Origin of the sequence: Halovenus amylolytica, assembly GCA_004015825.1 — an archaeon.
GTDB lineage: Archaea > Halobacteriota > Halobacteria > Halobacteriales > Haloarculaceae > Halovenus > Halovenus amylolytica.
The window spans coordinates 214,293-239,069 of sequence record SAYS01000001.1 but is presented as its reverse complement, the minus strand read 5'-3'; the positions used below and the strand labels follow the sequence as shown (position 1 = coordinate 239,069).

The 24,777-nt window shown below is 61.0% G+C and carries 28 protein-coding genes and 2 tRNA genes; 12 read left to right on the top strand and 18 right to left on the bottom strand.

Going from position 1 to position 24,777, the window contains the following annotated elements; translation table 11 throughout:
• Positions 1–81 precede the first annotated feature (81 nt).
• Positions 82–1,062: an isocitrate/isopropylmalate family dehydrogenase gene (locus EOW68_RS03230; RefSeq protein ID WP_128223732.1), complete on the top strand. Its 981-nt coding sequence runs from the start codon at positions 82–84 to the stop codon at positions 1,060–1,062.
• On the opposite strand, the gene EOW68_RS03225 is transcribed toward EOW68_RS03230, so the two are convergent.
• From EOW68_RS03225 to EOW68_RS03200, 6 genes are all read right to left on the bottom strand, one after another.
• The gene (locus EOW68_RS03225; protein ID WP_128223731.1) at positions 1,059–2,630 is read right to left on the bottom strand and encodes a midas domain-containing protein; all 1,572 of its coding nucleotides are present in this window, start codon (positions 2,628–2,630) and stop codon (positions 1,059–1,061) included. The genes EOW68_RS03230 and EOW68_RS03225 overlap by 4 nt on opposite strands.
• A 44-nt stretch (positions 2,631–2,674) precedes the next feature.
• Complete coding sequence (gene speB, locus EOW68_RS03220; RefSeq protein ID WP_128223730.1) at positions 2,675–3,472, bottom strand: agmatinase; 798 nt, start codon at positions 3,470–3,472, stop codon at positions 2,675–2,677.
• Positions 3,472–3,840 carry a translation initiation factor IF-5A gene (locus tag EOW68_RS03215; protein ID WP_128223729.1) on the bottom strand — a complete coding sequence of 123 codons (369 nt, stop codon included), beginning with the start codon at positions 3,838–3,840 and terminating at the stop codon, positions 3,472–3,474. The genes speB and EOW68_RS03215 overlap by 1 nt, the downstream gene beginning before the upstream one ends.
• A gap of 44 nt (positions 3,841–3,884) precedes the next feature.
• Positions 3,885–5,651: an ABC1 kinase family protein gene (locus EOW68_RS03210; protein ID WP_128223728.1), complete on the bottom strand. Its 1,767-nt coding sequence runs from the start codon at positions 5,649–5,651 to the stop codon at positions 3,885–3,887.
• 18 nt (positions 5,652–5,669) lie between these two features.
• A complete protein-coding gene (locus EOW68_RS03205; RefSeq protein WP_128223727.1) occupies positions 5,670–6,026 on the bottom strand; it encodes an Hsp20/alpha crystallin family protein in 357 nt (118 codons plus the stop codon).
• Positions 6,027–6,100: 74 nt separating this feature from the next.
• Positions 6,101–6,748: an HAD family hydrolase gene (locus EOW68_RS03200; RefSeq protein ID WP_128223726.1), complete on the bottom strand. Its 648-nt coding sequence runs from the start codon at positions 6,746–6,748 to the stop codon at positions 6,101–6,103.
• A 177-nt stretch (positions 6,749–6,925) separates the two neighbouring features.
• Between EOW68_RS03200 and pyrB the strand changes: the two genes are divergently transcribed.
• The 6 genes from pyrB to EOW68_RS03170 all read left to right on the top strand — a co-directional run bounded on the left by pyrB (position 6,926) and on the right by EOW68_RS03170 (position 10,370).
• Positions 6,926–7,840: an aspartate carbamoyltransferase gene (gene pyrB / locus EOW68_RS03195; RefSeq protein ID WP_128223725.1), complete on the top strand. Its 915-nt coding sequence runs from the start codon at positions 6,926–6,928 to the stop codon at positions 7,838–7,840.
• Positions 7,837–8,295: an aspartate carbamoyltransferase regulatory subunit gene (pyrI, locus tag EOW68_RS03190; protein ID WP_128223724.1), complete on the top strand. Its 459-nt coding sequence runs from the start codon at positions 7,837–7,839 to the stop codon at positions 8,293–8,295. The genes pyrB and pyrI overlap by 4 nt, the downstream gene beginning before the upstream one ends.
• Positions 8,296–8,554: 259 nt before the next feature.
• Entirely contained in the window at positions 8,555–8,764 is a 210-nt protein-coding gene (locus EOW68_RS03185) for a DUF1918 domain-containing protein (protein ID WP_128223723.1), read from the top strand.
• A gap of 6 nt (positions 8,765–8,770) precedes the next feature.
• Entirely contained in the window at positions 8,771–9,196 is a 426-nt protein-coding gene (locus EOW68_RS03180) for an RNA-binding protein (RefSeq protein ID WP_128223722.1), read from the top strand.
• The gene (locus tag EOW68_RS03175) at positions 9,196–9,894 is read left to right on the top strand and encodes an RNase P subunit p30 family protein (RefSeq protein ID WP_128223721.1); all 699 of its coding nucleotides are present in this window, start codon (positions 9,196–9,198) and stop codon (positions 9,892–9,894) included. Before EOW68_RS03180 ends, EOW68_RS03175 begins: the two co-directional genes overlap by 1 nt.
• Before the next feature lie 191 nt (positions 9,895–10,085).
• Positions 10,086–10,370: a hypothetical protein gene (locus EOW68_RS03170; protein ID WP_431358717.1), complete on the top strand. Its 285-nt coding sequence runs from the start codon at positions 10,086–10,088 to the stop codon at positions 10,368–10,370.
• A gap of 194 nt (positions 10,371–10,564) precedes the next feature.
• On the opposite strand, the gene EOW68_RS03165 is transcribed toward EOW68_RS03170, so the two are convergent.
• Entirely contained in the window at positions 10,565–11,809 is a 1,245-nt protein-coding gene (locus EOW68_RS03165; protein WP_128223720.1) for an RNA-guided endonuclease InsQ/TnpB family protein, read from the bottom strand.
• Positions 11,810–11,972: 163 nt separating this feature from the next.
• Here EOW68_RS03165 and EOW68_RS03160 point away from each other — a divergent pair, with 163 nt between their 5' ends.
• Positions 11,973–12,452, top strand: coding sequence for an Lrp/AsnC family transcriptional regulator (locus EOW68_RS03160; RefSeq protein ID WP_128223719.1), 480 nt, complete (start codon positions 11,973–11,975; stop codon positions 12,450–12,452).
• 158 nt (positions 12,453–12,610) lie between these two features.
• Positions 12,611–12,862: a HalOD1 output domain-containing protein gene (locus tag EOW68_RS03155; RefSeq protein ID WP_128223718.1), complete on the top strand. Its 252-nt coding sequence runs from the start codon at positions 12,611–12,613 to the stop codon at positions 12,860–12,862.
• An 88-nt stretch (positions 12,863–12,950) separates the two neighbouring features.
• Here EOW68_RS03155 and EOW68_RS03150 read toward each other — a convergent pair.
• Positions 12,951–13,023 (bottom strand) — tRNA-Gln (locus EOW68_RS03150).
• 87 nt (positions 13,024–13,110) lie between these two features.
• Complete coding sequence (locus tag EOW68_RS03145) at positions 13,111–13,362, bottom strand: MTH865 family protein (RefSeq protein ID WP_128223717.1); 252 nt, start codon at positions 13,360–13,362, stop codon at positions 13,111–13,113.
• 241 nt (positions 13,363–13,603) lie between these two features.
• Between EOW68_RS03145 and thrC the strand changes: the two genes are divergently transcribed.
• Complete coding sequence (gene thrC, locus EOW68_RS03140; protein WP_128223716.1) at positions 13,604–14,860, top strand: threonine synthase; 1,257 nt, start codon at positions 13,604–13,606, stop codon at positions 14,858–14,860.
• Here the strand turns inward: thrC and EOW68_RS03135 are convergent.
• The 8 genes from EOW68_RS03135 to cofD all read right to left on the bottom strand — a co-directional run bounded on the left by EOW68_RS03135 (position 14,857) and on the right by cofD (position 21,402).
• Positions 14,857–15,051 carry a hypothetical protein gene (locus EOW68_RS03135; protein WP_128223715.1) on the bottom strand — a complete coding sequence of 65 codons (195 nt, stop codon included), beginning with the start codon at positions 15,049–15,051 and terminating at the stop codon, positions 14,857–14,859. The genes thrC and EOW68_RS03135 overlap by 4 nt on opposite strands.
• Before the next feature lie 34 nt (positions 15,052–15,085).
• The gene (locus EOW68_RS03130; protein WP_128223714.1) at positions 15,086–16,087 is read right to left on the bottom strand and encodes a deoxyhypusine synthase; all 1,002 of its coding nucleotides are present in this window, start codon (positions 16,085–16,087) and stop codon (positions 15,086–15,088) included.
• Between the two features lie 50 nt (positions 16,088–16,137).
• Complete coding sequence (locus tag EOW68_RS03125; RefSeq protein ID WP_128223713.1) at positions 16,138–16,956, bottom strand: hypothetical protein; 819 nt, start codon at positions 16,954–16,956, stop codon at positions 16,138–16,140.
• 444 nt (positions 16,957–17,400) lie between these two features.
• Entirely contained in the window at positions 17,401–18,168 is a 768-nt protein-coding gene (locus EOW68_RS03120) for a Nif3-like dinuclear metal center hexameric protein (RefSeq protein ID WP_128223712.1), read from the bottom strand.
• 63 nt (positions 18,169–18,231) lie between these two features.
• Complete coding sequence (locus tag EOW68_RS03115; RefSeq protein ID WP_128223711.1) at positions 18,232–18,831, bottom strand: DUF447 domain-containing protein; 600 nt, start codon at positions 18,829–18,831, stop codon at positions 18,232–18,234.
• A complete protein-coding gene (locus EOW68_RS03110; protein ID WP_128223710.1) occupies positions 18,828–19,661 on the bottom strand; it encodes a triphosphoribosyl-dephospho-CoA synthase in 834 nt (277 codons plus the stop codon). Before EOW68_RS03110 ends, EOW68_RS03115 begins: the two co-directional genes overlap by 4 nt.
• Complete coding sequence (locus EOW68_RS03105; protein ID WP_128223709.1) at positions 19,658–20,413, bottom strand: tRNA-dihydrouridine synthase; 756 nt, start codon at positions 20,411–20,413, stop codon at positions 19,658–19,660. Before EOW68_RS03105 ends, EOW68_RS03110 begins: the two co-directional genes overlap by 4 nt.
• On the bottom strand, positions 20,410–21,402 hold the full coding sequence (gene cofD, locus EOW68_RS03100; protein ID WP_128223708.1) for a 2-phospho-L-lactate transferase: 993 nt from the start codon (positions 21,400–21,402) through the stop codon (positions 20,410–20,412). Before cofD ends, EOW68_RS03105 begins: the two co-directional genes overlap by 4 nt.
• 100 nt (positions 21,403–21,502) lie before the next feature.
• On the opposite strand from cofD, the gene EOW68_RS03095 reads away from it, so the two are divergent.
• Positions 21,503–22,768: a geranylgeranylglyceryl/heptaprenylglyceryl phosphate synthase gene (locus tag EOW68_RS03095; RefSeq protein ID WP_128223707.1), complete on the top strand. Its 1,266-nt coding sequence runs from the start codon at positions 21,503–21,505 to the stop codon at positions 22,766–22,768.
• A 123-nt stretch (positions 22,769–22,891) separates the two neighbouring features.
• Positions 22,892–22,962 (top strand) — tRNA-Gly (locus EOW68_RS03090).
• Positions 22,963–23,248: 286 nt separating this feature from the next.
• Here the strand turns inward: EOW68_RS03090 and EOW68_RS03085 are convergent.
• On the bottom strand, positions 23,249–24,646 hold the full coding sequence (locus tag EOW68_RS03085) for an APC family permease (protein WP_128223706.1): 1,398 nt from the start codon (positions 24,644–24,646) through the stop codon (positions 23,249–23,251).
• Between the last annotated feature and the right edge of the window lie 131 nt (positions 24,647–24,777).

Sequence of the window (24,777 nt, the reverse complement as noted above, 5' to 3'; positions counted from 1 at the left end):
AATATTGGGTTCGGAGTATATTGCCACCGTCGGTGACGGCGGTATCGAATTCTCTTTGTATCCGCCCCGATATTCGACAGTATGACCCACGAAATCGCTATCATCCCCGGTGACGGGATCGGACAGGAAGTCACACCCGCCGCGATCGACGTACTCGACGAGCTGGATATCGACTTCGATTTCGTCTACGGCGACGCTGGCGACGAGACGAAAGCCGAGACCGGCGAGGCGCTACCCGAGGAGACGGCGGCGATTGCCGCCGACGCTGACGCGACGCTGTTTGGCGCCGCTGGCGAGACTGCAGCCGATGTCATTCTTCCGCTGCGCTCCGTCGTCGGCTCCTTTGCCAACATCCGACCGGCCCGCGCCTACCCCGCACTCGATGGGCTCCAGCCCGAGACGGATCTGGTCTTCGTCCGGGAGAACACCGAAGGTGTCTACTCGGGGATCGAAAACGAAATCACGGAGGGAGTCCGGACGCTAACCCGCGTCATCACCGAGGACGCCTCCGAGCAGATCGCCGAGTACGGCTTCCAGTACGCCAAACGGAACGGCTACGACGACGTGACAATCGCCCACAAGGCAAACGTGATGCAGGAGACCGACGGACTCTTCGTCGAGGTCGCAGAGCGCGTCGCCGAGGAGCGTGGCGCGGAGTACGACACCACCCTGATGGACGCGCTCGCGATGCATCTCGTCATGCACCCCGAGGACTACGGGGTCGTTATCTGCCCGAATCTGGCCGGCGACATGCTCTCTGATCTGGCAGCCGGACTCGTCGGCGGACTCGGACTGCTCCCCTCGGCGAACGTCGGCGAGGAGAACGCACTGTTCGAGCCGGTCCACGGCTCCGCACCAGACATCGCCGGCGAGGGCGTCGCGAACCCGACGGCGATGATCCTCTCGGCAGCGATGATGCTCGACCATCTGGAGTACACCGAGCCAGCAGCGCAGGTCCGCGTCGCCGTCGAATCAGTGCTTGAGAATGGACCGCACACCCCCGATCTGGGTGGCGACGCGACGACCGAAGAGATGACGGCCGCGATCGTCGATAATCTCTAGTCGGGTCGAACCAGCACGTCGCCGTCTTCTGCGAGCAGTCCACGATCGATCGCCAGATCGATCACCGCCAGGCAGTCGGCCTCCGAAAGCTGGTAAGCGTTCGCGGCGACGGTTACGATCTCCTCGCGGTCGACGGGAAACTCGCGGTTCTGGAGCAGTCGCATCACTTTGTTGTACTCCAGTGCCGAAATCGACGGGCTGTCGTCCGGTTCGTCCGGCCCGTCGTCCTCGGCAGCGTCACCAGCATCGGTCTGGTCGTCGCTCTCCACCGGTGTATCGTCGCCGGACGGCGCGATATCGTCGAGTTTCTCGGCCTCGTCAACGATGTCGCTCCCGGTCGGATCAACTGACTGGTCGGCGTCCGCTGGCTCCTCTGGATCACCGTCCGCTGGCTCGTCGTCGGTCAGATCACCGTCATCTGGCTCGTCGTCGACCAGGTCGTCTCGCACCATCGAGTCGGCACCGAAGATGATCCGCTCCGAGTCGTCGTCCGACGACTCCTCGCCGCCAGTGTCGAACTCCTCGGGGATGTCGGGTTCCATCTCCGAGGTGATGTCCTCCTCGGGGTTCTCGGCCTCCACTCCCTGGTCGAAGGCGAACCCCCCATCCTCGTCTGCATCTTCCCCGCTCTCCTCGTCTGCATCTTCCCCGCTCTCCTCGCCTGGTCGCTGGCTTTCCTCGACCTCGGCCCCCCTGCCGAGTTCCTCGATCTCTTCGTCGAGTTCGCCGATGATCTGGTTGATTTCCTCGGGTTCGTCGTCGACACCGTCGGCACCGGCTTCGGATGGGTCACCACCCGTCTCGGTGTCAGCCGCCCCGGTGTCCGCCGCCATCCCGTCAGTTTCGCCCGCTCCGGATACCTCGTCGCTGACCGCACCATCCTCGGACTCCTCGAGTGTCTCGTCGAGATCGATTTTCCCCGTGGCAATCTCGTCAGCCTGCAAGATGCTCGGATCGATCCCGCTGTCGGCGTCGGCTGTTTCGTCCGGGGCGGTGGGTTCGCCATCCGACAACTCGTCACTGTCGGACTCTACTCCCCCGAACTCGTCGGGTATGTCGGGCTCCATCTGGGCTTCTAGCTCGTCCCCGGAGTCGTCTGTTCCCTCGTCATCGAGTGGCTCCTCTTCGTCGGCATCGAGTTCCAGCGGATCGTCCTCCTCGATGCCCTGCTCGGACTCGTCGACTGCTGGTTCGTCCGATTCGTCGACGCTCGGTTCCTCGTCGTCCAGTAACGCATCCACCTTGGCGTCTCCCTCGCCGGCTGTCGAGGCTGCATCCTCTGGTGACGAAGTATCGTCAGCAGTGTTCGACTCGACCCCGGGTTCCGTATCGGTCGAGCTAGTCCCATCTGTGTCAACAATAGTCTCCCCGCCCGATCGCGCCTCGATGGAGCCGTCGTGTGCCTCGACGCTCGCTGTCTCGGTCGTATCGAAAATGAGATCCAGTTTCCGGTGACAGGTCGAACACAGTGTGACGGCTGTCTCCCCCCCAGTCCCCGAGACAGTGTACGTTCCCAGCGGTTCGTCGAGTGCACTCGAACAGAAGTAACACGACGAAAGATGATCCATGTACTCAAGAGGGCGCTATCAGTTCAAAAAGCTAGCGACCGTTTTCAGTCAGCGTAATGGGCGTAGACGAACGCACGGAGGAGTTTCGCGCCGAGAATCGCCGCTTGCCCGTCGTCTCTATCGTTGACCTCGACGAGATCGAATCCGACCGCATGTGGCGCGACTGCCCGCACCACCTCGTGCATCGCCCGGGGTGTGAGTCCGAACGGTTCCGGCGTCCCGGTCCCCGGCGCGTAGCCCGGGTCGGCAGCGTCGATATCAACACTGAGATAGACACTGCCGGATAGATCCGGCTCCCACGAGGGAACGTCTTCGGGTGAAACGACGGTCACCTCGGCCGCCTCGGCGCGGTCCCACTCCGCCCCGGAGCCGGAGCGCGCACCCAGAACGATCGCCTCGTCGGCGGACTCGAGTGCGTGGTGTGTCACCGTTGCGTGGCTCAACGGGTTCCCGGCGTAGGACTCGCGCAGATCGAGGTGGGCGTCGAGACAGACGAACACGTCGGGATCGAGCGCGCGCACTGCAGCCACAGTGACAGTGTGCTCGCCGCCGAGGAGGAGCGGGACCGTCCCCTGTTCGTCGTACTCCCGGACAGCGCCACGCAAAAAGTGGAGATACTCGGCGACATCGTCACCTGGCTGGATGTCGCCGTGGTCGTGGACCGAACAGTCGGTAAACAGCGAGTCTGTCCGGTGGTCGTAATCCTCGAACGATTGTGCGACGTGACGGAGTCGGTCCGGGCCAAAGCGCGTCCCCGGCTGGAAAGTGGTCGTCGCATCCAGCGGCGCGCCGAGGATGGCGTAGGCCGCGTCGGCTTTCTCCGCCACGGCACCCGGAAACATCAGACGATCTTTCGCTGCTCCTCGTATTCGAGGAACTCGATCTGGTCGTCGGCCGAGAGATCCTCGTCTGCTTTCATCACGAAGTTGTCGTAGGTGTCCAGATCCATCACCTGGATCTCGTCGTTGCGGACGTCGATGACCTGTCCCTGCTTGCGGTTGATGATCGGGACCCACACTTTGGCGTCGACCGGCTGGGAGAGCGAGCGCTTCTGGTCGTCGAAGACGCCCTTCGCGTCGATCCGGGCTTTCGCGCTGCCGTGTTTCCCTGGTTTTGCGGTACTGTAGCCTGTGATTTTACACGGTGTCTCGTCGATCATCACGTAGCTCCCCTCGTCGAGCTCGCGAACTTGCGTCTGCTGTCTTGCCATGTACCGCCGTTAACCACCTGTGAGTATAAACGGTTTGGAATCGTCTATCCGGAATTCCCGTCCTCGGGCGTAGCTGCCGAGTCTGACTCATCGTTGCCCATCCCAGACTGGGCAACGACGGCATCGCCGAATCCGAGCGCTTCACGCCCTCCCTCGTCGCTCTCACGTTCGCGCATCCGCTGTCTGGTGAACTTCGGCTGTGCCTGGATCCCGCGTTGCTTCCGGAACGACCGGTAGAGAAGAAATCCGACGGCGACTGTCGGCACCACCGCAGCGGTGACGACGGGCTGGCTCTCGAAAATATACAGAAGCGTCGAGGAGACGATCCCCGCAGCGAAGACCATCCCCAGAATAACTCGCCGGGCCAGCCGTCTGAAATACGCGTTATCTTCCTCGATCTCGGCTTTCACACGGAGATCGTTGCGCTGCATCCGGTCGAGCGTGGACTCCAGTTTTGGGGGGATCCTGACAGAAGAGGTCGCCGCATCCCGGACCTCGGTGACCCGATCCTCTACGAAATCCCGGACCCCCTGCTCGATGTAGCCCTGCCCGCGGAGATACGACGTGGCGACAGAGATGAAGTCGAAATCCGGATCTAGCGTGACACAGACACCCTCGACGACCGTCGCGACACGCAAGACCAGCGCCAGATTCGAGGGGAGTCGCAGCGGGAACTCGTAGATCGTATCCTCGACCTGTTGCATGATCTGCTGGATGCGGTACTGTTCGATATCGTCACCGCGGGCGTCGGCGATGGCAATCTCCATCACGTTCGCCATCACGTCCCGGTCGGCCTCCGGGGAGAGTGTGCCCATCTCCACGAGGGTATCCAGAATCGCGTCGATATCCTGGCGGGCAACCGCGGTGTAGAAGTCGATGATCCGGTCCTGGACGAAGGGATCGACGTAGCCGCTCATCCCGAAGTCGTAGAAGATGAGCGTCCCGTCGTCGGCGACGGCGAGATTGCCGGGGTGAGGGTCGGCGTGGAAGACACCGTCCTCCACGATCATCTGGAGATAGACTTTCTGGAGTCGTTCGGCCAGTTCGGTCCGGTCGAGCTGTTTGGCGTCGATTTCGTCGAGATTGTCGATTTTCGTCCCCGCGACGTACTCCATCGTGAGCACGCGCTCACTGGAGTGGGAGTCGATCACGTCCGGAATCCGGACGTCGTCGTTCTCGGCGAAGTTGGCACGGATCTCCTTGAGCATCCGCCCCTCGCGTTTGTAATCCATCTCCTGGCGGATCGTCCTCGCGAACTCGTCTGCGAGCGTCTCCAGGGAAAACGAGCGGGCGTCCTCGACGAAGCGCATGATGATCGGCAACAGCCAGCGGATGACCCGCAGATCCGCCTCGACCAGTGTTTCGACGCCTGGTCGGCGGATCTTGACGGCGACGGCCTGGTCGTCGATCTGTGCCTTGTACACCTGACCGAGGCTCGCGCCGCTGATCGGATCGGTGTCGAACTCCTCGAAGCGCTCGTCGACCGGGCCGAGTTCCTCTTCGAGCACCACTTTTGCATCGATCCAGTCCGCAGGCGGCACGTCGTCCTGGAGTTTCGAGAACTCGGCGACGTACTCCGGCGGGAGGATATCCGGCCGCGTCGAGAGGAGTTGGCCGAGTTTGATGAAGGTCGGACCGAGTGTCAGAAGCGAGTCGAGCAGTTTGGCCGCGCGTTCGCGTCGCTTCTCGCTGGACACCTCACGTGAACTACCGAAGATGATGAATCGGCGACGGTCACGGAGGTAGGCGACGATCAGCGGCAGAAACCGCCAGATGACGACCAAAAACCGCCAGTAGGCGCGGAGGTTCACTAACTCGACACCTCGATCTCAGGCCTCGGTGACGGGGATCGGCGTCTCGCTGGTTGCAGACTCTTTTGGGACCTCGAGTTCCAGGACGCCGCGTTCGATCGAGGCGGTTGCCTCGTCAGCCACGGCATCCAGCGGGAGTGGGAGGTCGACGTCGAGAAACAGCGAGCGCTCCTCGGAGAGAAATCGGAACGCCCGGTCCACGTTCTTCGACCGGCGGGCTTCGATCGCGACGTGATTGTTTTTCACGGTGATCTCCACAGTTTCGGCGGTCGTACCCGGGAGGTCGATGACGACGAGGTAGGCGTCGTCGCTTTCGAGCACGTCGGCGAACACGGCCTCGGGCAGATCACGCAACGCATCGCGCAACGCTGACATGAGTACCTGTTAGGACGCAGTTGCGTTAAAGCCCGCGGTCTCGGCACGCGAGACACAGCTTCTGGCGGACAGGATCAGTCTGCAGTCGCCGAGAGATCGGCGAGTGACTCGACTCGACGATCACCCAGCACGCACTGGCCGACGTGGTCGGGATCGCGCCGCTGGACGTGGATGCCATCCAGCCCGGCGTTCCAGGCCGCACCGATATCGCCCGGATCGTCACCGACGACGGCCCCGTGGTGGCCGTTGGCGCCGACACCAAGCTGCCCCATCGCGAGTTCGACCGGGCCGGGATCGGGTTTCCAGCCCGTCTCGGGCGTACAGCAGACGACGGTGTCGAACCAGTCACCGATATCCAGTGCGTCGAGGACGGGGCGGGTGAGATAGGACTGGCAGTGGGTGACGAGTCCGACCGGCCCCGCGAGTGTCGCGAGGAACTGCTCTGCGTCGTCGTAAAGGTGGGTGGCCGCGGCCCGGGTCTCGGGCTGTTCGACCTCGTGGAACAGTGCCCAGAACCGCTCGGGATCGATGGCGTGGCTGTCGAGAATCCGGCTGCGTGGGGCCGTCGGCCCGTACCACAGCATCTCCGCCTCCCAGTCGGTGAAGCTGGCACCGAGTCGGGCACCGACCGCACGGACAACGTCGTGGATGTAGCTGGTCTCGGCGTCGACGAGCGTGCCGTCGAGATCCAGCAGCCAGAAGTCGTAGCTTTTCGTAGCCATCGGGACTGAGGATATAGGTGAGCGGATAATAAGAACTCTTCGGGCGTTCACCCGGGTTCAGGCGAATTAGCGAGCATATTCTGGAGTGGGGTGTCGGGTGCGGTGAGAGATTCGTGCCGCCGGGCATCGCAGATCAATCCGAGGGATTCATCAGGATGGGGGTTCCTAATCCGTCCGATGCGCCACGATCACATCACGAGCGCGAAACAGCTCTCGCGGGCGGATATCGAGGGGGTCCTCGACCGCGCGAGCGAAATCGCGGCTGATCCCTCCGCGTACGCCGACCGCCACGAGGATGCGCTGCTCGGATTGATGTTTTTCGAGCCGAGCACGCGCACGAAAATGAGCTTTTCCGCCGCGATGAAACGCCTCGGCGGCGATATCGTCGATATGGGTCCGGTCGACTCGTCGAGTGTAAAGAAGGGAGAGAGCCTGGCCGACACCGTGCGCGTCGTCGAGGGGTACGCCGACGCGCTGGTAATGCGCCACCCCAGCGAGGGGTCGGCACAGATGGCCAGCGAGTTCGTCGACGTCCCCCTGATCAACGCCGGCGACGGGGCCGGACAGCACCCCACCCAGACCCTGCTCGATCTCTATACGATCCGTGAGAACGCGGGACTGGACGATCTGACGATCGGGATCATGGGCGACCTGAAATACGGTCGGACGGTCCACTCACTCGCCTACGCCCTGACCAACTTCGAGACCCGCCAGCATTTCATCAGCCCCGAAAGCCTCCAGTTGCCCCGCAACGTCCGGTACGACCTCCACGAACAGGGCTCGTCGATCAAAGAACACACCGAACTCGACGGAATCTTGCCCTCGCTGGACGTGCTGTACGTGACGCGGATCCAGAAAGAGCGGTTCCCCGACGAAGACGAGTACCAGAAGGTGGCCGGCCAGTACCAGATCGATAGCGAACTACTCGAAAATACGAAAGATTCACTGACTGTGATGCATCCACTCCCGCGCGTCGACGAGATCGCACACGACGTCGACGACACTGACCACGCCGCCTACTTCGAACAGGCACACAACGGCGTGCCGGTCCGGATGGCGCTGCTAGATGCCCTCCTCGGAGGTGACCGATGACCGACGAAGAACTCCGCGTCAGCAAGATCGAGAACGGTACCGTCATCGACCACATCCCCGGCAGTCAGGCGCTGAACGTGCTCGCAATCCTGGGCATCGACGGTACCGGCGGCGAGACTGTCTCCATCGGGATGAACGTCCCCTCGGATCGACTCGGCCGGAAAGACGTCGTCAAGGTGGAGGATCGGGAACTCAGCCAGTCCGAGGTCGACGTGCTCTCGCTGATCGCCCCCGCCGCGACGATCAACATCATCCGCGGCTTCGAGGTCGTCGAGAAACACCGTGTCGAGCGCCCCGAAACGGTGACAGGCGTGCTCCAGTGTTCGAACAAACACTGCATTACGGCCGAGGACGAACCGGTCGACTCGCGGTTCGAGGTGCTCGACGACGGCGTTCGCTGTGTCTACTGTGATTCGATCACCCGCGAAAATATTGCTGCGGAGCTGTTGATCTGACGGCAGCCGGTCACTCTGTGTCAGTTTTCTCGACGCGCTCGCCGTCCAGTCGGTCCTGACCCGCCGGTCCGGCGTTGCGTGCCGTCGAGAACACCCGGGACTCACCGCTCAACACGATTGCCGCCTCCAGCAGCGCGACCCGCCGTCGAGACAGGCACCCTGACCGGGAGTTCTGCACAACGGGGACGAACCGAGTGCACACCGCGGCTCCCCACTCGAATTCAGTCGACTTTTAGGCGGGCACCGACAACCTGGAGGTATGAGCTTCGAGAAAGGGGACACAGTCGTCCTCAACGACAAGCACAGCGAGTACGACGGCGACGTCGGCGAGATCAAGCAGGTCTCGGAAACGATGTTCGGCGACAAAAACTACACCGTCAGCTTCGAGGACGGCCAGGAGCCAGGTGTCCCGGAGGACAACCTCGAGGCAGCCGAGGCTGAAGCTGACGCCGAAGACGACGAGGAATAACTGCGTATGTCTTCGATCCCGCTTCACTACATCGACCTCCGGACATTCTGTTACGTGACGGAGGACGACAGCCGGGTCGAAGACGCGCTGCGTACCTTCTTGCCCGAAGAGTTCGAGATCGAACGGATGGAGTCGACCGGCCACGCGGGCGACCGGATCATCGTGCTCTCGGCGCGTGTCGAAAAGGCCGACGACCTCCGGACGGTGCTCGATCGCCTCGGTGACCTCCCCGACGACGAGTTCGACCGCATCAGAGACGAACTCGACGAACGGGTCACCGAGAACTGCGAGTTTTTCCTCACGCTGGACAAACAGGCCGCGTTCAACGGCACGGCGACCCTCGGTGACGGGATCAAACTCCGCGGGAAAGTCGAGGCCTACCCGGCGAAGAAGCCGGCAGCGGTCGAAAACGTCGAAGAGATGCTGGAGTGATGTACGAGGCCGTCCACGCCCACCCGGACGGGGAAAGTACTGTTTCTCGCATGGCGCTGACAGCCAGCGAGTACGGCTTCTCGGGGATCGTCGTGCGCAACCACGGTGACCAGCCGGCGTCGTACGATCCCGCAGAGATCGGATCGAGCTACGGAATCGATATCGTCCCCGGCGTCGAGATCCGGTCGGACGACCCATCCCAGGCCAGTGGCTTCGTCTCCAGTCATCGCACGGACCAGACGATCGTCGCGGTCCACGGTGGGACGCCGACGATCAACCGGTTCGCCGTCGAGCAGCCACAGGTGGACGTGCTCGCACATCCGATGGCCGGCAGCGGCGATTTCAACCACGTACTGGCGAAGGAGGCGAACCGAAACAGCGTCCACATCGAATTTTCGCTCCGTGACGTGCTTCGGGATTCCGGTGGCTCGCGGGTGAGCAGTCTTCAGGATCTCCGAAAGCTCCGCGAGATTGTCCAGGAGTACGAAACGCCCTTCGTCGTCAGCGCCGATCCGAGATCACACCTCCAGCTCCGGGCACCCCGCGAACTGCTGGCCGTGGGGGAGGCGATCGGTTTTAGCGCCGAGGAGATCGAAACCGGCCTCGCAGCCTGGCAGGCCATCGCCGAGCGCAACCGCGAACGCCAGTCCGACGAGTACGTCCAGCCCGGCGTTCGACGCGTCACTGACGACGAATAGGGGCAGATTATTCTGGCACCTGGTGAACAAACTGGCTGGAGCTGCGCGTGCGATGCCACAGCCGAGCGCTATCGTAACAACAGTGAGTGGTACGTACCCGTAGGTACATATAGTAAATCTACGAGTATACTGTCAATATCTTCATACGTCGGGAGTGAGTAAGCACATCCTATATGGAGAGGCACTGACTGATGGTACTGGAAAAGTTCCCAGGGATTGGATCCGACAGATCGTCTACAGAGGCGGATGCTGAGGCGAGGAAAGACCTCCTTAACCAGCTCGCAGGCATCACCGGACTCGGCTGGACGACGTCGATGCTCGGCTTTCTCAGTACGGTCGTCGGCTACGGTAACGGGATCGTCTCGCGACTCGTCACTGAACCCCAGTCACTGCTGTATCTCGGCGGCGTATTTTTCCTGGCCACGCTCGGATTGGACAGGCTGGTAAACAGAACAACAGAGGAATCGAGAGACTGAGTCTCGCGAGCGTCCTCGCGAACAGGGTGAGCAAGAAACGCGTCGCGTTTCTGAGCAACTCCTAAAAGTTGTTTTCACGGTGGATTCGAACCGCAGTCACTCCGCGTTGCTCCGTTCCCTGCTTCGAATCCGGCCGTAGGACTATTGATTTTCGCTGCTCCCAACAATTTGCAGACCCGGTGAACTACCCCACCCTACTCAGCCACTGGTGTGGCTTCGTTGAGGGTGGGGCTTCCTGTTTCGATGACGCGCTTTGCAGACACTGAATGAGTGTCCGTAGGGAGCGCAGTCTCCACAGGCGTGTCTTCGGGCCATTCCAGCCCTAACTCAGAAAAGCCACGTTGCAGTACGTTCATCGCTGCGTTCGCGTCCCGGTCACACTCAAACCCACAACTCGGACAGGAGTGTTCTCTGACCCAAATGGGCTTGGCTGTCTCCACACCGCACGACGCACACTCTCTGGTCGTTCCTGCTGGTTCGACCTGCACAACGAGAGTGCCGTACAACTCTGCTTTGTATTCGAGGTGGGTGATAAACCGTCGCCACGCCGCATCCTGCTTGTTCCGGGCGTTGTGCGACTGCTCTAACATCTCCTTTACGTCCAAGTCTTCGACGAATACCGCGTCGTGCTCACGAACGAGCCATGTCGTTATCTTGTGTTGGTAGTCCAGCACCTTCCGCCGGATATGACGCTTGACTTTGGCGACCGTCTGGCGTTGTTTCTCGTAGTTGTTCGACCCTTGATCTTTCCGTGAGAGGTTGCGTTGTTCACGTCGCAGACGCTCGTATTCGTCTTCGAGGCCGAGCCAGTCCACGGTCGTACCATCCGAAGTGTGGATGTATTTGCGGATGCCGAGGTCAACGCCGACGCTGTTGTCCACGTTGAGCGAGTCCACGTCGAGTATCTCAGGCAGGTCGTCTGTTTCCAGTCCGAACGAGACGAACCAGCCACCGGTTGTCTCCTTTTTGATGGTGACTTCTTTGATGTCTGCTTCGTCAGGGATTTCGCGGTGGTAGCGGATCGAGATGTCGCCGATTTTGGAGAGCCAGAGTGTCGCGTTGCGGCCACTCGTGTTTTTGAGTTCGAAGCCAGACTGCGAATACGTCATACTCTGGAACTCCCCCGGTGACTTCCAGTTGAGGTTCCCGACCTTGCGTCCGTTTTGCTTCTGCTCGGAGAGTCCGTTGAGGTTCTGGTAGAACCGCGTAACGGTTCGTTGCAAAGCCTTCGAGTTGACCTCCGAGAAGACGGAGAACTCGTCTTTCCAATCGGGAAGTCGGTAGTGGTGGTTGTACGCGGAGCCGATGTCGTCGGCGTCTACGTTCTCGTATTCGTACAGAGCGTAGTTGTACGCTTGGCGATGGATGTCGATGTGAGAGTCCAGTTTAGCCGCTACCTGTTGTGTCGGGTATGCAGGGTAGTAGTAACTGTACTCCATCGCTGTCTTTTGATTAGCGATATGTTCACTTAATGGTTTGTACCGTCGTACGGCGATTCATCCCCTTCCTACTTGCTCGCAATACTCACTCCTTGAGGAAGGGGCATTCTCACCTTAATTCTGGTAAAAAGCTCTTGTAACCTGGCGCTACATTTTTCTAGCGATGACACGTTCAGAACTCGATGACGTGGACCGTGGCATCCTCCACGTGCTTCAGGAAGACGCACGGAACAACTCGGCTGGTAATATTGCAGACGAGGTTGGTGTTGCTGCGAATACGGTGCGAAATCGCATCGAACGACTCGAAGACGAGGGAATTCTCCGCGGCTATCATCCGGATATCGATTACGAGAAAGCTGGCTTCCAGTTGCACGTAAATTTCGTCTCCACCGTCCCGGCAAGTGATACGGCGGAGATGGCCGAAAAGGCCCTCGACATCCACGGAGTCATTCGCGTCGTCCAGCGGCTCTCTGGCCACCGGAACCTGGCTATCGAAGCAGTCGGGAAAGAGAGAGACGATATCGCGACCATTGCGAGCAGACTGGAAGAAATCGGCTGTAATATCGAAGACGAGTGGTTCATCAAAGAAGAACAGATGCACCCGTTCAACCATTTCGGTTTCACAGAAATGACAGAGAGCTGAAGATAACAGTCGAGGAGGTCGTAACGATAGAATCAGTCTCTGATTTCAGAATTCTGCAACCACTGGGCTGCGGAAATCTTCAATCGTATCCATTTTTCCTCACGTTTCGTTTAGATTTTAACGATACACTTATTCAATCAGCAATACAGATACTTTATATGATGGTTCACGCTGATAGCGACCGAGAGACGATCGTTCTGGATATCGTCCACCAGGTTGCAGAGAGAGAGGATTGCGCACCGCTCGACCTGCCGCCGCTGTTCGATGCAATCGATGCGGATCTGATCCCGATACTTCCCGAGGAGGCGACAATTGAATTCCCGTACTGTGATTACATGATAACGATAGAGGGCACGGAGACAGTTCGAATCCGAAAAATCACAGACGAAGCGTCGACGAATGATACCTAAACTATCAGATGTAATGGCGGATCCGCCTCCGGAGTAACGCACTGTCAGTTACGAATTCGTGGCTCGCTATCACTCGCCACAGAATGCATAGTCCCGGGCGGATTCGAACCGCCGTCAGAGGCTCCAAAGGCCCCTATGATTGGCCACTACACCACGGGACTGCATCCACCAGTTACGCCGTGGTCTACAAGTGTCTTACTTTCAGCGACGAGTTAGCTCCGTGGGAGAAAGAGGATACCGGTAGCCGACTAGACCTCGCCGCTCTCTTCGAGCTGGACCATCACGTCGTCGACGAAGGATTCGACGTCGTCGTAGGGGAAATCCCCACTGCCGACTGCCTGGTTCAGCTCCATCGCAGTCATCGAGAAATCGCCGGACTCGAATTTGGTCGAGGGACCGTTCGGGAGGGCCGGAACGAGATCCATCGGACTGCTGATCGGGTAGTCTGCACCTTCGAACGCTTCGATGAACTGCTCGCGCAGGTCGTCTTTGTCGACCATACGTTATTATCCGGTAACAGCAATAAAAACATGCTGGTTTCAACAGATAATAGGTTTGAAATTGTTTATCCAAAACCGAAGGATAGCAAGGCATCGGTGCGGCACCGAGAACTGATAACAACTGAGCAAGTGTTTGTTAGTACAGACGATCCAATACGGGAATCGGGTCGACGGAAGGTACAGCCGGCTCTGCTCGGCCCCAACCGTCTGACTTTTGGCCTGGGACCCCAAGAAGTCCGTAATGGCTCATCTCGAACTGACTGCGGAGGAACCACCCTGTGCGGAAGACGGTGTCTGGCTCACCTGTATCGAATGTTCCGAGACGTTCGCGCCCTTTGACGACGTTCGGTACACCTGTGACGACTGCGACGGACTGCTCGAAGTCCGCTACGCCGATCTCCCGACGTGGGACGATTTCGAGGGCGACGGAGTCTGGCGCTACGACGCCGCGCTCCCGACCCGCTCCGGCGTCAGTCTCCCCGAGGGGTCGACACCACTGCACGACGTGGACCGCCTCGAAGACGAGATCGGCGTCGACCGCCTGCGCGTGAAACACGAGGGGATGAACCCGACGGGGAGTTTCAAAGACCGCGGGATGACACTCGGCGTGCGGGTCGCACAGCGGGTCGGCGTCGACCGACTCGCCTGCGCCTCGACCGGCAACACGAGCGCAGCGCTCGCGGCCTACGGCGCCCGTGGCGGGATGGAGACGCTCGTCTTGCTCCCGGCAGGCAAGGTCGCCGCCGGCAAGGTCGCACAGGCGAGTCTCCACGGCGCGCGCATCCTCGAAGTCGACGGCAACTTCGACACCTGTCTGGATATCGTCCAGGATCTCGCGATGCGCGGCGAGGCCTACCTGCTGAACTCGCTGAACCCCTTCCGACTGGAAGGGCAGAAGACGATCGGTCTGGAGATCATGGAGCAGTTCCACGAGGAAGAGGGTACCTATCCTGATCGAATCGTCCTCCCCGTCGGCAACGCCGGCAACACCAGTGCGCTGTACAAATGCTTCCGCGAACTCGTCAAAAGCGGTGCAATCGAGGAATCGGACGTGCCGAAACTGACTGGGATCCAGGCCGCCGGCGCAGCACCGATGGTCGAAGCCATCGAACACGGCTGGGAGGAGACCGAACGCTGGGAGGACGTCGAGACGCGCGCAACGGCGATCAGGATCGGCAACCCCGTCAATGCGCCGAAAGCACTCCCCGGTATCCGTGCCACCGGCGGAACGGCGGCAGCTGTCTCCGACGAGGAGATCACCAGAGCACAGCGCGATCTGGCTGGCGAGGGTGTCGGTGTCGAGCCGGCCTCCGCAGCCTCGATCGCCGGCCTGCGGAAACTCCGCAACGAGGGCGTCGTCGACAGCGACGAAGAGGTCGTCTGTCTCACGACGGGTCACCTGCTGAAAGATCCCGAAGCCGCCGCAGAGGCCGGCGAAGATCCGGAGCCAGTCCCAGGGCACACAGAGGGCGTCCTCGAACACCTCGAAGCGAACTAAGCTTCTCCCTGTTCGTCGCGACCCCTTTCTGATTCGGCCTTCTCTCCGGCCGTCTTCGCATCTTCGGGTGTCCACTCGGTATCACCGGTGTTACCGCCGTGGGCGGGATGGTCCGGAATCCCGGAATAAAAGACACCGCGAAAGGCGTCTTTCAAGCGGCTGAACAGCCCATCCGAAGAATCATCAGACATACCAGAGAATCGGCCGAGCGAGGAATAAAGTTGGCTACTCCTCGACTCTGTCCCGCGCGGCCGCGACCACGAGCGGGAGCGTGATCGTCGCGTCGCCGTACACCGAGACGTTTCGAGCTGCTTTTTCGAGTTTTCCCCACGAGCGGGCTTCGTCCAGTGTCGCACCGGAGAGGCCGCCGGTCTGTGGTGGGTCCATCGTCAACTGGACGGCGTAGTCGTAGGCATCCGGCGCGACCAGCATCGTCTGCAGGACGTAGTTTTTCGGGACCCCGCCGCCGACGACCATCGCACCCGCCTTCTCGCTCTCGTATGCCAGATCGTTGAGACCGGTCATATCCGAGAGGGCATCCAGCGAGAACCCGGAGGTCTGGCTGTACATCCAGGCCTGCAGGCCGAGCACCGAATCCTGGATGGCGGGGCAGTAGATCGGTACGTCGTTCTCGTAGGCCGCGGCGGCGATCCCGGAGGATTCGTCGATTCCCTCCTCGTCGTTGATCTCGCTGTTTGCCTTGCCGAGCTGTTCGGTAAAGCGTTGGATACTGACTGTTCCCTCCGATTCGACGACAGGGAAGACTTCCTCGCGGAGATGTTCCTCGAACAGCGCGAAATGTTCCTGGGGGAGATAGACGTTGTAGATGCGGTCGACCTCCTCGTCGCGCAGCTGTTCGTCGAACTCGCGCAGAGTCATCTCCTCGTCGCCCGTGTGTCCGTGATGGTGTTTGCCACCGATAGCCTCGATGCTGTCGTGGGTCAGGTTCGCACCCGTCGTCACGAGCGCGTCGATGTGGCCGTCGCGGATCAGATCGTCGACGATCTCGCGCATCCCAGCCGGTACCATCGCGCCAGCGAGTCCGAAGAAGTTCGTCACGTCCTCGCGGTCGAGCATCTCGCCGTAGATGTCGGCCGCCTCGTGGAGATCGGCAGCGCCGATGCCGGCGTGGCCGTACTGTTCGACGAGTTCGGCGACGGACATCCCATCGCTGATCGACGCGTGTCCGATCGGATCGTGTGTAAACTCCTCTCTGTGGTCGGTCATTGGTTGTGCGTCGCCGCCCGTGGGCTTCAAGTCCGCGATTTCCGCAGGCCTCAACACGACGCGGCCGTATACACGTCGGCGAGTGGAATCTCGGGGTTGAACTGGGGACGTATCAGAAACGGCCCGGAAACGGCCTCGGGTAGTTGTTGACCGTAGCTGTTTGTAGAGCCCATGAACGCCTCGTCAGTTGCGTACCGCGACACCATCGGAGAGGCGTAGCACTCCTCGCCACGCAGTTCAGCGGCCCCCATCTCGTGTCGGAGCCCGATCGTGTGGCCGAACTCGTGGACGATCGTCGACAGTACACCGCTGGTCTCGTCGGGATGCCGGAGGCCTCTGACGGCTGCCTCGTCGAATCCCTCGTGTGGCATCTCGACGATGGAGGCATCAGCGACACCAGCTTCGGCACACGACAGGGGGACCTGTGCTTTACCAGTAAAGCCATCCAGCAGGTGTGCCGTGACGAGGATATTCGAATCCGCCGCCCGAACCCTGGCGGGCACATCCTCGTCGAGTTGCCGTTTCCACTCCGTGAAGAGAACGTCAGTATTGTACTGTGCCCGATGCCAGTCGTCGTTCGGACTGATCGAGTCGACGTTGTCCCACTCGACGCGATACTCTGGAAACGAGAGATCGACAGCAAGTGTTTCTTCTGGCGCCGGAATCGACTGGACTGCGTAGTCGAGTGCGGTAGCAATCTGCCGGGGTGTTCTGGGCCGGTAGAAGCTATCGAAGAAAAATTGATCGAAGTAGACGGAAACGTCGACCTGTTTGTGGCTCGGCTGGTGATCTTCGACGGCAAACGACGTTTTGGCGACATCAGTCAGAAAGAGAGTCGATGTCACACCGAGAAACTGTCGTCTGTTCATGTACGCTCAGCATTGATATAAGATACTTACGTAAAAGTTCTATTTAACTTAGTTTGAAATTAATTACACAATATAATATATAAATAACATAACTATGCCATTGTATAAAAATATTCACACTATTTTTAGGGTAAGTAGATAACGAGATACAGATGATAATTCATGGACTTCCTATTTGGCCATAAAAGATATTAATCTCAACTGATTGGAAATATCTGTGAGCCTGAACCCGCTGCGGAGTATACGTAACCTCGTGAACGGTACAAAAAGTAGTTCAACGTCGAACAACGGCCCTCAACAGATCTCATCGACGTTGTTCGAGTGTCCCGACTGTGAGCGTGTCTATATATCGAGCGAGATGGAGCTCTGTACACAGTGTGAGACCGCGGTCGAGCCTGTATCAAGTAGTGAATAATTGCGGGGAGCACCCGCACTGCCCCGTCGTCACAGACCAGTTGGACAGTCGATAAAGGACGTCTCAAGCCCCCATTCGGTGAGAAGTTCCTCCAGCGACTCGACGCCGAAGGTTTCGGTCGCGTAGTGGCCGGCGAGGACGACGTTCGTCTCCAGTTCCCTGGCCTCGTGGTAGGCCTGTTGTTTCCCCTCCCCGGTGACGAGCAGATCCACACCAGCACCAGCAGCCTCACCGAGCCAGTCGACACCGCTGCCGGTGACGATCGCCACATCGGAGACCTCGGCCGGTCCGAAATCGAGCGCCCGGATTTCGCCTGCTCCCGTATCCAGTTCCGAGCGGAGCTGATCACAGACCGCAGACAGCTCGACCGAGTCGGGGAGTGTTCCCTGCTGACCGATGTACTCGCCGCCGAGTGTTCCGAACGGGGAGCGTGCTTCGAGTCCGAGTAGATCGGCGATCCCGGCAGCGTTCCCCAGTTCCTGGTGACCATCGAGCGGGAGATGGGAGGTGTACAGCGCGACGTCGTGTTCGATTGCGGCCGCGATCTGGTCGTACTGGCGGCCGGTCACACGCTCGATCCCGCCCCAGGAGACACCGTGGTGTGTCACGAGCAGATCGGCGCCGCGTTCGGCGGCCGCTTCGATCGTCTCGACAGCGCCGTCGACTGCAAAGGCAACGTGATCGATCTCCCGGTCTGCCGGTCCGATCTGTAATCCGTTCGCACTGGCGTCGAGATCGGCGTACGCGTCGGTCCGGAGTTCCTCGTCCAGTCGGTCACAGAGACGCTGACAGTCCATACCGGATATTGGCTGGTGGCCACGTATGTGTTCGGATACACGGGCTGACCCACGCAACGGACGTCACTGGTCGCAGTCGTGGTCGATCAGCTCCAGCAGCCGACTGAACGCCTGCTGTTCCTGTGGCCCGCCACACCGATCTGCGACATCCTCGAAGTAGCGGATCCGATCCAGGAGTTCGTCACTGTCGTATGCCTCGACATCCAGCCGCGATGCAGCCACAGTCGCCTCGATCACGGCTGCGTATCCACGGTTGACCGTCGGGACGACTCTGTGTTCGACACCGGACTCCTCGACGAACAGTGCCCAGTCGACAAACTCCGTATCACCCGATGTCCCACTACCGATCTCCTCGACGCTGACACGGACCCAGCCGTGTGCCTGATCGAGGATCGGCTCGTCAGTTTCGTGAATTGCGAGTGCAGCATCGACGTAGAGCACCGGATCCTGAATGAACTGCACGTACCCCTCGCCGTGTTCGCTGAAGTTGCGCCAGGTCCGTGTCCGGCCCCACGTCCGGGCCGTGGGTGGATCGTCTGCCGTCTCCGGCGCGTGGATGCCGAGTGCGGCCACGTTCCAGCGGTCGTTTGGTCCGAGTGTACTGACGACTGCCTCGGTGACGCCGGAGAGGGTAACTGGCCACCGGTCGGGTGTCTCGCTCACAGTTCGATTCCACGTTCGAGTGCAATAAAAATTCCACCCGTGATGAGATCGGCTGTCGTACCGGGGTTGATCTCGCGCTCGACGAACTCTGCAGCGAGACTCCGGACGCTCTCTTCGCCGTCGAGGGCAGCCTGCGCCCGGCGCTGTACCTCGCGAGCGGTCTCCATATCGTGCTGTGTGACAACGAAGGTATCGATCTCCTCGGCGAGCAGTTCCAGAAAGACAGCAGCGGCACGGTCTGCGACCGGCCCGTCGCGCGCTTCGATCCGTCGAGCCGTCTCGAAGGTCCGCGGGAACCCACTGGTCCACTCGGCGGCGAGCCCGTCGACATTTGCGCTTTCGGCCAGGACGTCGTACAGCGTAAGCCCCTGTTCCCGGATGTCTGGCGCGGCATCGCTCCCCCGGCGGACGTCCGGCGCGGACAGCTCCTCGGGTGGTTCGTCGACAGCCACGCCGACGTGGTCGAACGCACGGTAGAAGTCGACAGCATCCTCGACCGTCGTCGATTCGGCAACTGCGCGAGCGCCCTCCGGGGAGAGATCCCCGTCCACTGCAGCGATGGCGAGCGGTGTCACCAGCAGGATGGCACCGAACTGTGTGTTGCCACCCTCCTGGTCGCTCATCCCGGCGATCGCCCGCTCGAAGGCGTTTCCGACGGCGCCACCGTCGCCCGCGATCGCGAGCCCGTCGTAGGCACCGACCGCGCCAGTGACGAAGTGTTCGAATCGGAGATCCGGGTAGTCACGTTCGCGGTCGACGTTGCCCGGTTTCGGCGTACTCGTCACCTCCAAAAGCAGAGCGAGCTGGGCGTTCTGGGCGACCGATCTCATGGTGAGACCTCCTGCTGGGGGAACCAGTCCTCGGTCGCCGTCCTGACGCGTTCGAGGACGCGCGGATCGTCACTCGGTCGGCCGACGCTGACCGCCGCCGCCCCGTAAGAGAGATACTCCCTGACAGAGTTACGATCACGGACCTCGTTGTTGGCGATCACTGGAATACTCGTTGCGTCCACGATTGCACCGATCACTGACTCGGAATCCATCGCGTCGACGTGGAGCACGTCTGCGCCGGCGGCTTCGAGACGGGGTGCCAGTGCGGGCAGATCCACACCGGGGACTTCCGCCCGGAGTTTGGCGCTCACAGTCGCGCCGCCGTCGCTGGCTGTCTGGACCTGCTCGCAGAGACGGTCAGCGTCGGTCAGGAGTGACTCGCCTGCGCCGACCCCACACATCTCGTCCTGGCGGCAGTGAGCGTTGATTTCGAGGATCGCGTCGTGTGACTCACAGACCCTTGCTGCCCGGGCCAGTGGATCGAGCGTTGCCGTCCGGACGTTGAATCCTGGGAGGATGTCGACGTCGGTGAGTGCGTCGAGCTGGTCGTCAATGAACGCGATTGGATCGGACGGGAGAAACTCCGTCCGGTCGCGGTCGACCATCGCCCGGGCTGCCGACCGCGTCCCCTCGTCGAGTGCGATACCACCGAGAAAGGCAGCACCAGCATAAGCTGCCCCAGCGCGTGCCCACTCGGCATCGGCCTCGCCGCTGAGACTCGCGAGCGCGATCCGCGGTTCGAAGAGCGTCACCCGACCACCTCCAGTGCCTCCGCGACGGCGTGAGCGACGCGTGTCGCGTCCTCGTCGGTGTCGATGGTGGTGTCGGTCCGGACGACAGGGCGGTCCAGTTCCGTCACATCCGAATCGTCGAGGACGAACGCGTCCGCGAAGGGGTAGGCGTCGGCGACGCCCGCAGTCGAGGCCTCGTATCCCTCCGCTTCCATCAGCTTCGCGGCTGGACCGGAAAAGACGGTGTCCTCGATGAAGGGTGAGACAGCGACGACTGGTGTCGATTCGAGTGCGGTGGCGATCTCGTCGATCGCGACCATCGGACCGATACTCGTGATCGGATTCGATGGGCCGAGTACGACTGGCTCCGAGAGAGCATCGAGCACTGCATCGGTGGCCGAGGCAGCCGCTGCACCACGGAACTCGACAGAATCGACGGTCGGTTCGCCGTCGCGGGCGACCCAGAACTCCTGGAAGTGCATCAATCCCTCGTCCGTGTGGATGAGCGAGGCAACAGGGTCGTCACTCATCGGGAGTACCTGCCAGGGGAGATCGAACGCGTCGGCAAGTCGGTGTGTCACGGTCGTCAGCGACTGGCCCTCGTCTAACAGTCCGGTTCTGGTGAGATGGACCGCCCGGTCGCGGTCACCGATGTGCATGAACTCCGCGACGGCGGAGAATCGCCGCCAGCGTGCGATCGGGCGGCCCTCGGTCTGGGCCTCGGTGGCGAGGTATCGGGGACCCGACTCGATCCCGGCCGCGTCCGCAATCTCGTGGAGTTCGTCGTGTGTCTCGGCGGTGTCACCGTCGATCCCCCACCAGGTTTCGCGGTCGATCATGTCGCCACCGAGAAAGAGCACGGTATCCAGATCCGGACAGACGAGAAAGCCGCCGAGTTCGATGTCGTCGCCCGTGTTCGCGACGACAGTCGTCTCCTCGTCGTCGAAGACGGCGTCGGCACCGGTGAGTAGTTTGGGTGTGCCGGTGCCACCGGACAGAAACGTGACCATATCCACCCTACGGAGGGCGAACGTGAGAAAGGTTTCGAGCGGGGACTGCGAATCCAAGGGATATTCTTTTAACGCCCAGCAAAGACGTGTGGGATAAGAGATGTCGCTGACAAGCCTTGCAAAACGGTTCGAATCGCTGGCAGCTACGGCATCAGTCGGGGGACGGATGCTTCTGGGACTCGATACGAACCCGGTGCCGGCCGACTGGACGCATATCACGAAGATCGATCCGGAGGGTGAGAAGAAACTGCCACTGCTGTTTCCGGTCTATCTCTCGCATACGAGTGCAATCTCTGTCGGTGGTTCACAGGACGTGACCGAACAGAACACCGAGGAAACCTTCGAGTTGCTCTCGGACAGCGGGACGCCGGCCTTCCACGAACCGAGCGAGGCGACACACGTCACCGAAACGACTCGCGAGCAGGCTGACTTTCTCGCTGTGCCGGAGGTGCTCAACGGCGACAGCAACGCGCTGGTCGGCACGCTCGGGAGAGGGCTCGAGTACGTCCGCACCGATCTGGGGCCGTCGATGCTGGAGGACAAGCTCGGACTGTCGATCGGCGGCTTCTTCGACGATCGCGCCGGGGATTTCGCCGCCGGGATGATGATGCAGGAGGCAGTCTTCGAGGCCTACATCATCATGAACCTCGACAGCGCCGCCGCACGCGAGGCGAGCGTCACCGAGGACAATCTGCTCTCCCCACAGGAAGCAAAGGAGCGCGCGCTGGCTGCACAACACCACCTCGAAAGCGAGATTATCTATCTGGAGTACTCGGGGACCTTCGGCGGCGAGGAGGCCGAGAAGATCCTCGAACAGATCGACGAGGGGGTGTCGTGGTCGCGGATCTGGTACGGCGGCGGGCTGGACGACCGCAAAAACGTCAACCGGGTGCTCGACGCCGGCGCGGACGCGGCAGTCGTCGGGGACGTGTTCCATCGCGTCGCGGCGGTCGAGGCAGAGCTGTTCGAGCAGGCTCGCGGGGAGCTGGACGCGGAGACCGACCGCGAGGAGATCGAAGCCTGGGTCACCGACGCCGTCGACGTGGCAGACACAGACGCCGGCCGGTATCTCTCCACGATCCCGGACGTGACACAGCCCGAAGAGCGCGCGAGGGAGTATCTCGCGGAGTCACTCGCATTCGCGCTTGCAGTCGAAGCGATTGCCGACGGGCTGGAAGATCCGACCACGGCCGACATCGAGGCGGCGGTCAGCGAGGCGTCACTGCCCGGTCGGGCGACGATCGCGAACGTCAGCGGTGCGGATGCAGGCCTGGTCGACAGGGTCGCAGAGGGTCTTCTCTCGGCACGTTTCGACGTTGGCTCCGACGGGCAAACCACTGCCCGGCATCTGGCCGTGGAACTGTAGCGATCCGGCCGCCTGCATCGAATCCGGAATCCTTTTATTGTCTATCCCGGTAGTGTAGGATGCAACGGGCGCTGGTGTTGAGCAACCGCGGCGCGGTTGCGATGCACAGCGCGAGTGAAACGAGCGCTGGTGGTGTAGTGGTATCACAGGACCCTGCCACGGTCCTAACCCGAGTTCAAATCTCGGCCAGCGCACATTCTCCAATCGCTAACCGATGAGCGCGGAGTCTCGTCTCCGCGCGGGCCGCAGCGATTGCTGTTGTGCGGACGGCGAGATTTGAACTACGCGAGACGAGTGAAACGAGTCTCGCAATCGAGTTCAAATTCCGAGTGACTCCGTCACTCGACGTTCGCAGGCGGAGCCTGCTCACTCTCGGCCAGCGCACATTCTCCAGTCGCTAACCGATGAGCGCGGAGTCCCGTCTCCGCGCGGGAAACGCTCCAGAACCGACAGCCAGGCATCAGAAGTAGCTGTATCTGTTCAGTCCTGTTCCTGTGTGGACGTGACGGGCACATCCTCGGTAGACTGGTCGCTCTCACCGCGCTGTCGGAGAAGGGTCACGAGCGCACCGGTGCGGTCGGTGCGTGACCGCCCGTAGAGCAGGTACCAGAGCGCACTCGCGGTGATAATTCCCATCGCGCCGAGAATCGAGACCATCCCGAGCTGGGTAATCAACACGATGCCACCAGCGACGCCGACGAGCTGGACGACCGGATAGCCGGGCGAGGTAAACTCTGGCGTGTAGAACTCGACGTCGCTCTCGCGGAAGACGATGACCGAGAGGTTCTCCAGCGAGAACACGAGGATCAGGAACGCGCTGGCCAGTTTCGCCAGTTCGACGACTGGCACGAACGCGATCAGTGCGAGCAAAACCGCACCGGTGACCAGCACCGAGCGCACTGGTGTCAGGAACCTGCTGTTGATCTCTCCGAGCGGTTCCGGGAGCAGCGAGTCACGGCTCATGGCGAGCAGGAATCGGGACGTACCCAGCACGCCCGCGTTCGCCATACTGGTAAGCGCGAGCACGGCAGTCACCGAGACGACAGTGATGCCGATCCCCCCGAACACCGTCCCGGCGGCGTCGGCCATCGGCGTGAGCGAACTGCCACCCCCCGGGCCACCGTGAACGAGCGTCTCGGAGTCGACGACACCGACGACGACACCGACGACAGCAGTGTAGATGAGCATCATCGCACCGATCGAGAGCAGCATCGCCTGCGGGATGGTTCGGCCCGGCTCTGTGATCTCCTCGGCAACTGATGCGACCTCACCGATCCCAGCGTAGGAGACGAACACGAACGCCGTCGCTGTAATGACCCCAACGGTTCCGTGGGTGAGGAAGGGGCTGAACTGCGTGGCGCCGATCGCCGGCATCCCCCCGAGGACGTACCCCCCGAGGACCACCACGACGAGACCGACGAGAACCCCCTGTACTGTCCCACTTTGTTCGGTCCCGACGATGTTCAACAGCACGACGAGTGCACCCAGACCGAGTGCGAGCAATTTCACCACACCAGCCGGAATACTGACCAGCAACAGGAGATAGGCACCGAGGCCGACGAGCGCGAAGGCACTTTTGAACACGAGGGAAAACCAGACACCGATCCCGGCAATCGTACCGAAAAGTGGTCCCATCGCACGGTCGATGTAGAGATAGGTGCCGCCGTCCTCGGGCATCGCGGTCGCCATCTCGGCTTTCGAGAGTGCGTTCGGAAGGACCAGCAATCCGGCCAGAAGGTAGGCTGCAACCACCGCTGGCCCGGCCTTTTTGTACGCGATTGCTGGCAGAACGAAGATCCCACCACCGATCATCGCCCCCATGCTCAACGTAACCGCCGAGTACAGCCCCAGATCACGTTCGAGATCGCTACTCGTCATCTATGAGTTACTACGAAGCCAGGGACTAAAAATTTGTTGAATCAATAATTTTGAGGAGTCTATTTTGCTGATACAGTAATGAGATAAGATATCTTATAATTTATCCACTACGAAGCCGACAGCCGAAGAGC

Excerpts from the sequence above, each read along its gene's own strand:
- EOW68_RS03230 (WP_128223732.1), top strand. The coding sequence starts at position 82 with ATGACCCACGAAATCGCTATCATCCCCGGTGACGGGATCGGACAGGAA.
- EOW68_RS03160 (WP_128223719.1), top strand. The coding sequence starts at position 11,973 with ATGACACGTTCAGAACTCGATGACGTGGACCGTGGCATCCTCCACGTG.
- EOW68_RS03170 (WP_431358717.1), top strand. The coding sequence starts at position 10,086 with ATGGTACTGGAAAAGTTCCCAGGGATTGGATCCGACAGATCGTCTACA.
- EOW68_RS03185 (WP_128223723.1), top strand. The coding sequence starts at position 8,555 with ATGAGCTTCGAGAAAGGGGACACAGTCGTCCTCAACGACAAGCACAGC.
- EOW68_RS03165 (WP_128223720.1), bottom strand. The coding sequence starts at position 11,809 with ATGGAGTACAGTTACTACTACCCTGCATACCCGACACAACAGGTAGCG.
- EOW68_RS03215 (WP_128223729.1), bottom strand. The coding sequence starts at position 3,840 with ATGGCAAGACAGCAGACGCAAGTTCGCGAGCTCGACGAGGGGAGCTAC.
- EOW68_RS03135 (WP_128223715.1), bottom strand. The coding sequence starts at position 15,051 with ATGTCTGATGATTCTTCGGATGGGCTGTTCAGCCGCTTGAAAGACGCC.
- cofD (WP_128223708.1), bottom strand. The coding sequence starts at position 21,402 with ATGGTCACGTTTCTGTCCGGTGGCACCGGCACACCCAAACTACTCACC.
- thrC (WP_128223716.1), top strand. The coding sequence starts at position 13,604 with ATGGCTCATCTCGAACTGACTGCGGAGGAACCACCCTGTGCGGAAGAC.
- speB (WP_128223730.1), bottom strand. The coding sequence starts at position 3,472 with ATGTTTCCGGGTGCCGTGGCGGAGAAAGCCGACGCGGCCTACGCCATC.
- EOW68_RS03155 (WP_128223718.1), top strand. The coding sequence starts at position 12,611 with ATGATGGTTCACGCTGATAGCGACCGAGAGACGATCGTTCTGGATATC.
- EOW68_RS03200 (WP_128223726.1), bottom strand. The coding sequence starts at position 6,748 with ATGGCTACGAAAAGCTACGACTTCTGGCTGCTGGATCTCGACGGCACG.
- EOW68_RS03145 (WP_128223717.1), bottom strand. The coding sequence starts at position 13,362 with ATGGTCGACAAAGACGACCTGCGCGAGCAGTTCATCGAAGCGTTCGAA.
- EOW68_RS03095 (WP_128223707.1), top strand. The coding sequence starts at position 21,503 with ATGTCGCTGACAAGCCTTGCAAAACGGTTCGAATCGCTGGCAGCTACG.
- EOW68_RS03110 (WP_128223710.1), bottom strand. The coding sequence starts at position 19,661 with ATGAGATCGGTCGCCCAGAACGCCCAGCTCGCTCTGCTTTTGGAGGTG.
- EOW68_RS03225 (WP_128223731.1), bottom strand. The coding sequence starts at position 2,630 with ATGGATCATCTTTCGTCGTGTTACTTCTGTTCGAGTGCACTCGACGAA.
- EOW68_RS03205 (WP_128223727.1), bottom strand. The coding sequence starts at position 6,026 with ATGTCAGCGTTGCGCGATGCGTTGCGTGATCTGCCCGAGGCCGTGTTC.
- EOW68_RS03180 (WP_128223722.1), top strand. The coding sequence starts at position 8,771 with ATGTCTTCGATCCCGCTTCACTACATCGACCTCCGGACATTCTGTTAC.
- pyrI (WP_128223724.1), top strand. The coding sequence starts at position 7,837 with ATGACCGACGAAGAACTCCGCGTCAGCAAGATCGAGAACGGTACCGTC.
- EOW68_RS03130 (WP_128223714.1), bottom strand. The coding sequence starts at position 16,087 with ATGACCGACCACAGAGAGGAGTTTACACACGATCCGATCGGACACGCG.
- EOW68_RS03085 (WP_128223706.1), bottom strand. The coding sequence starts at position 24,646 with ATGACGAGTAGCGATCTCGAACGTGATCTGGGGCTGTACTCGGCGGTT.
- EOW68_RS03125 (WP_128223713.1), bottom strand. The coding sequence starts at position 16,956 with ATGAACAGACGACAGTTTCTCGGTGTGACATCGACTCTCTTTCTGACT.
- EOW68_RS03175 (WP_128223721.1), top strand. The coding sequence starts at position 9,196 with ATGTACGAGGCCGTCCACGCCCACCCGGACGGGGAAAGTACTGTTTCT.
- pyrB (WP_128223725.1), top strand. The coding sequence starts at position 6,926 with ATGCGCCACGATCACATCACGAGCGCGAAACAGCTCTCGCGGGCGGAT.
- EOW68_RS03120 (WP_128223712.1), bottom strand. The coding sequence starts at position 18,168 with ATGGACTGTCAGCGTCTCTGTGACCGACTGGACGAGGAACTCCGGACC.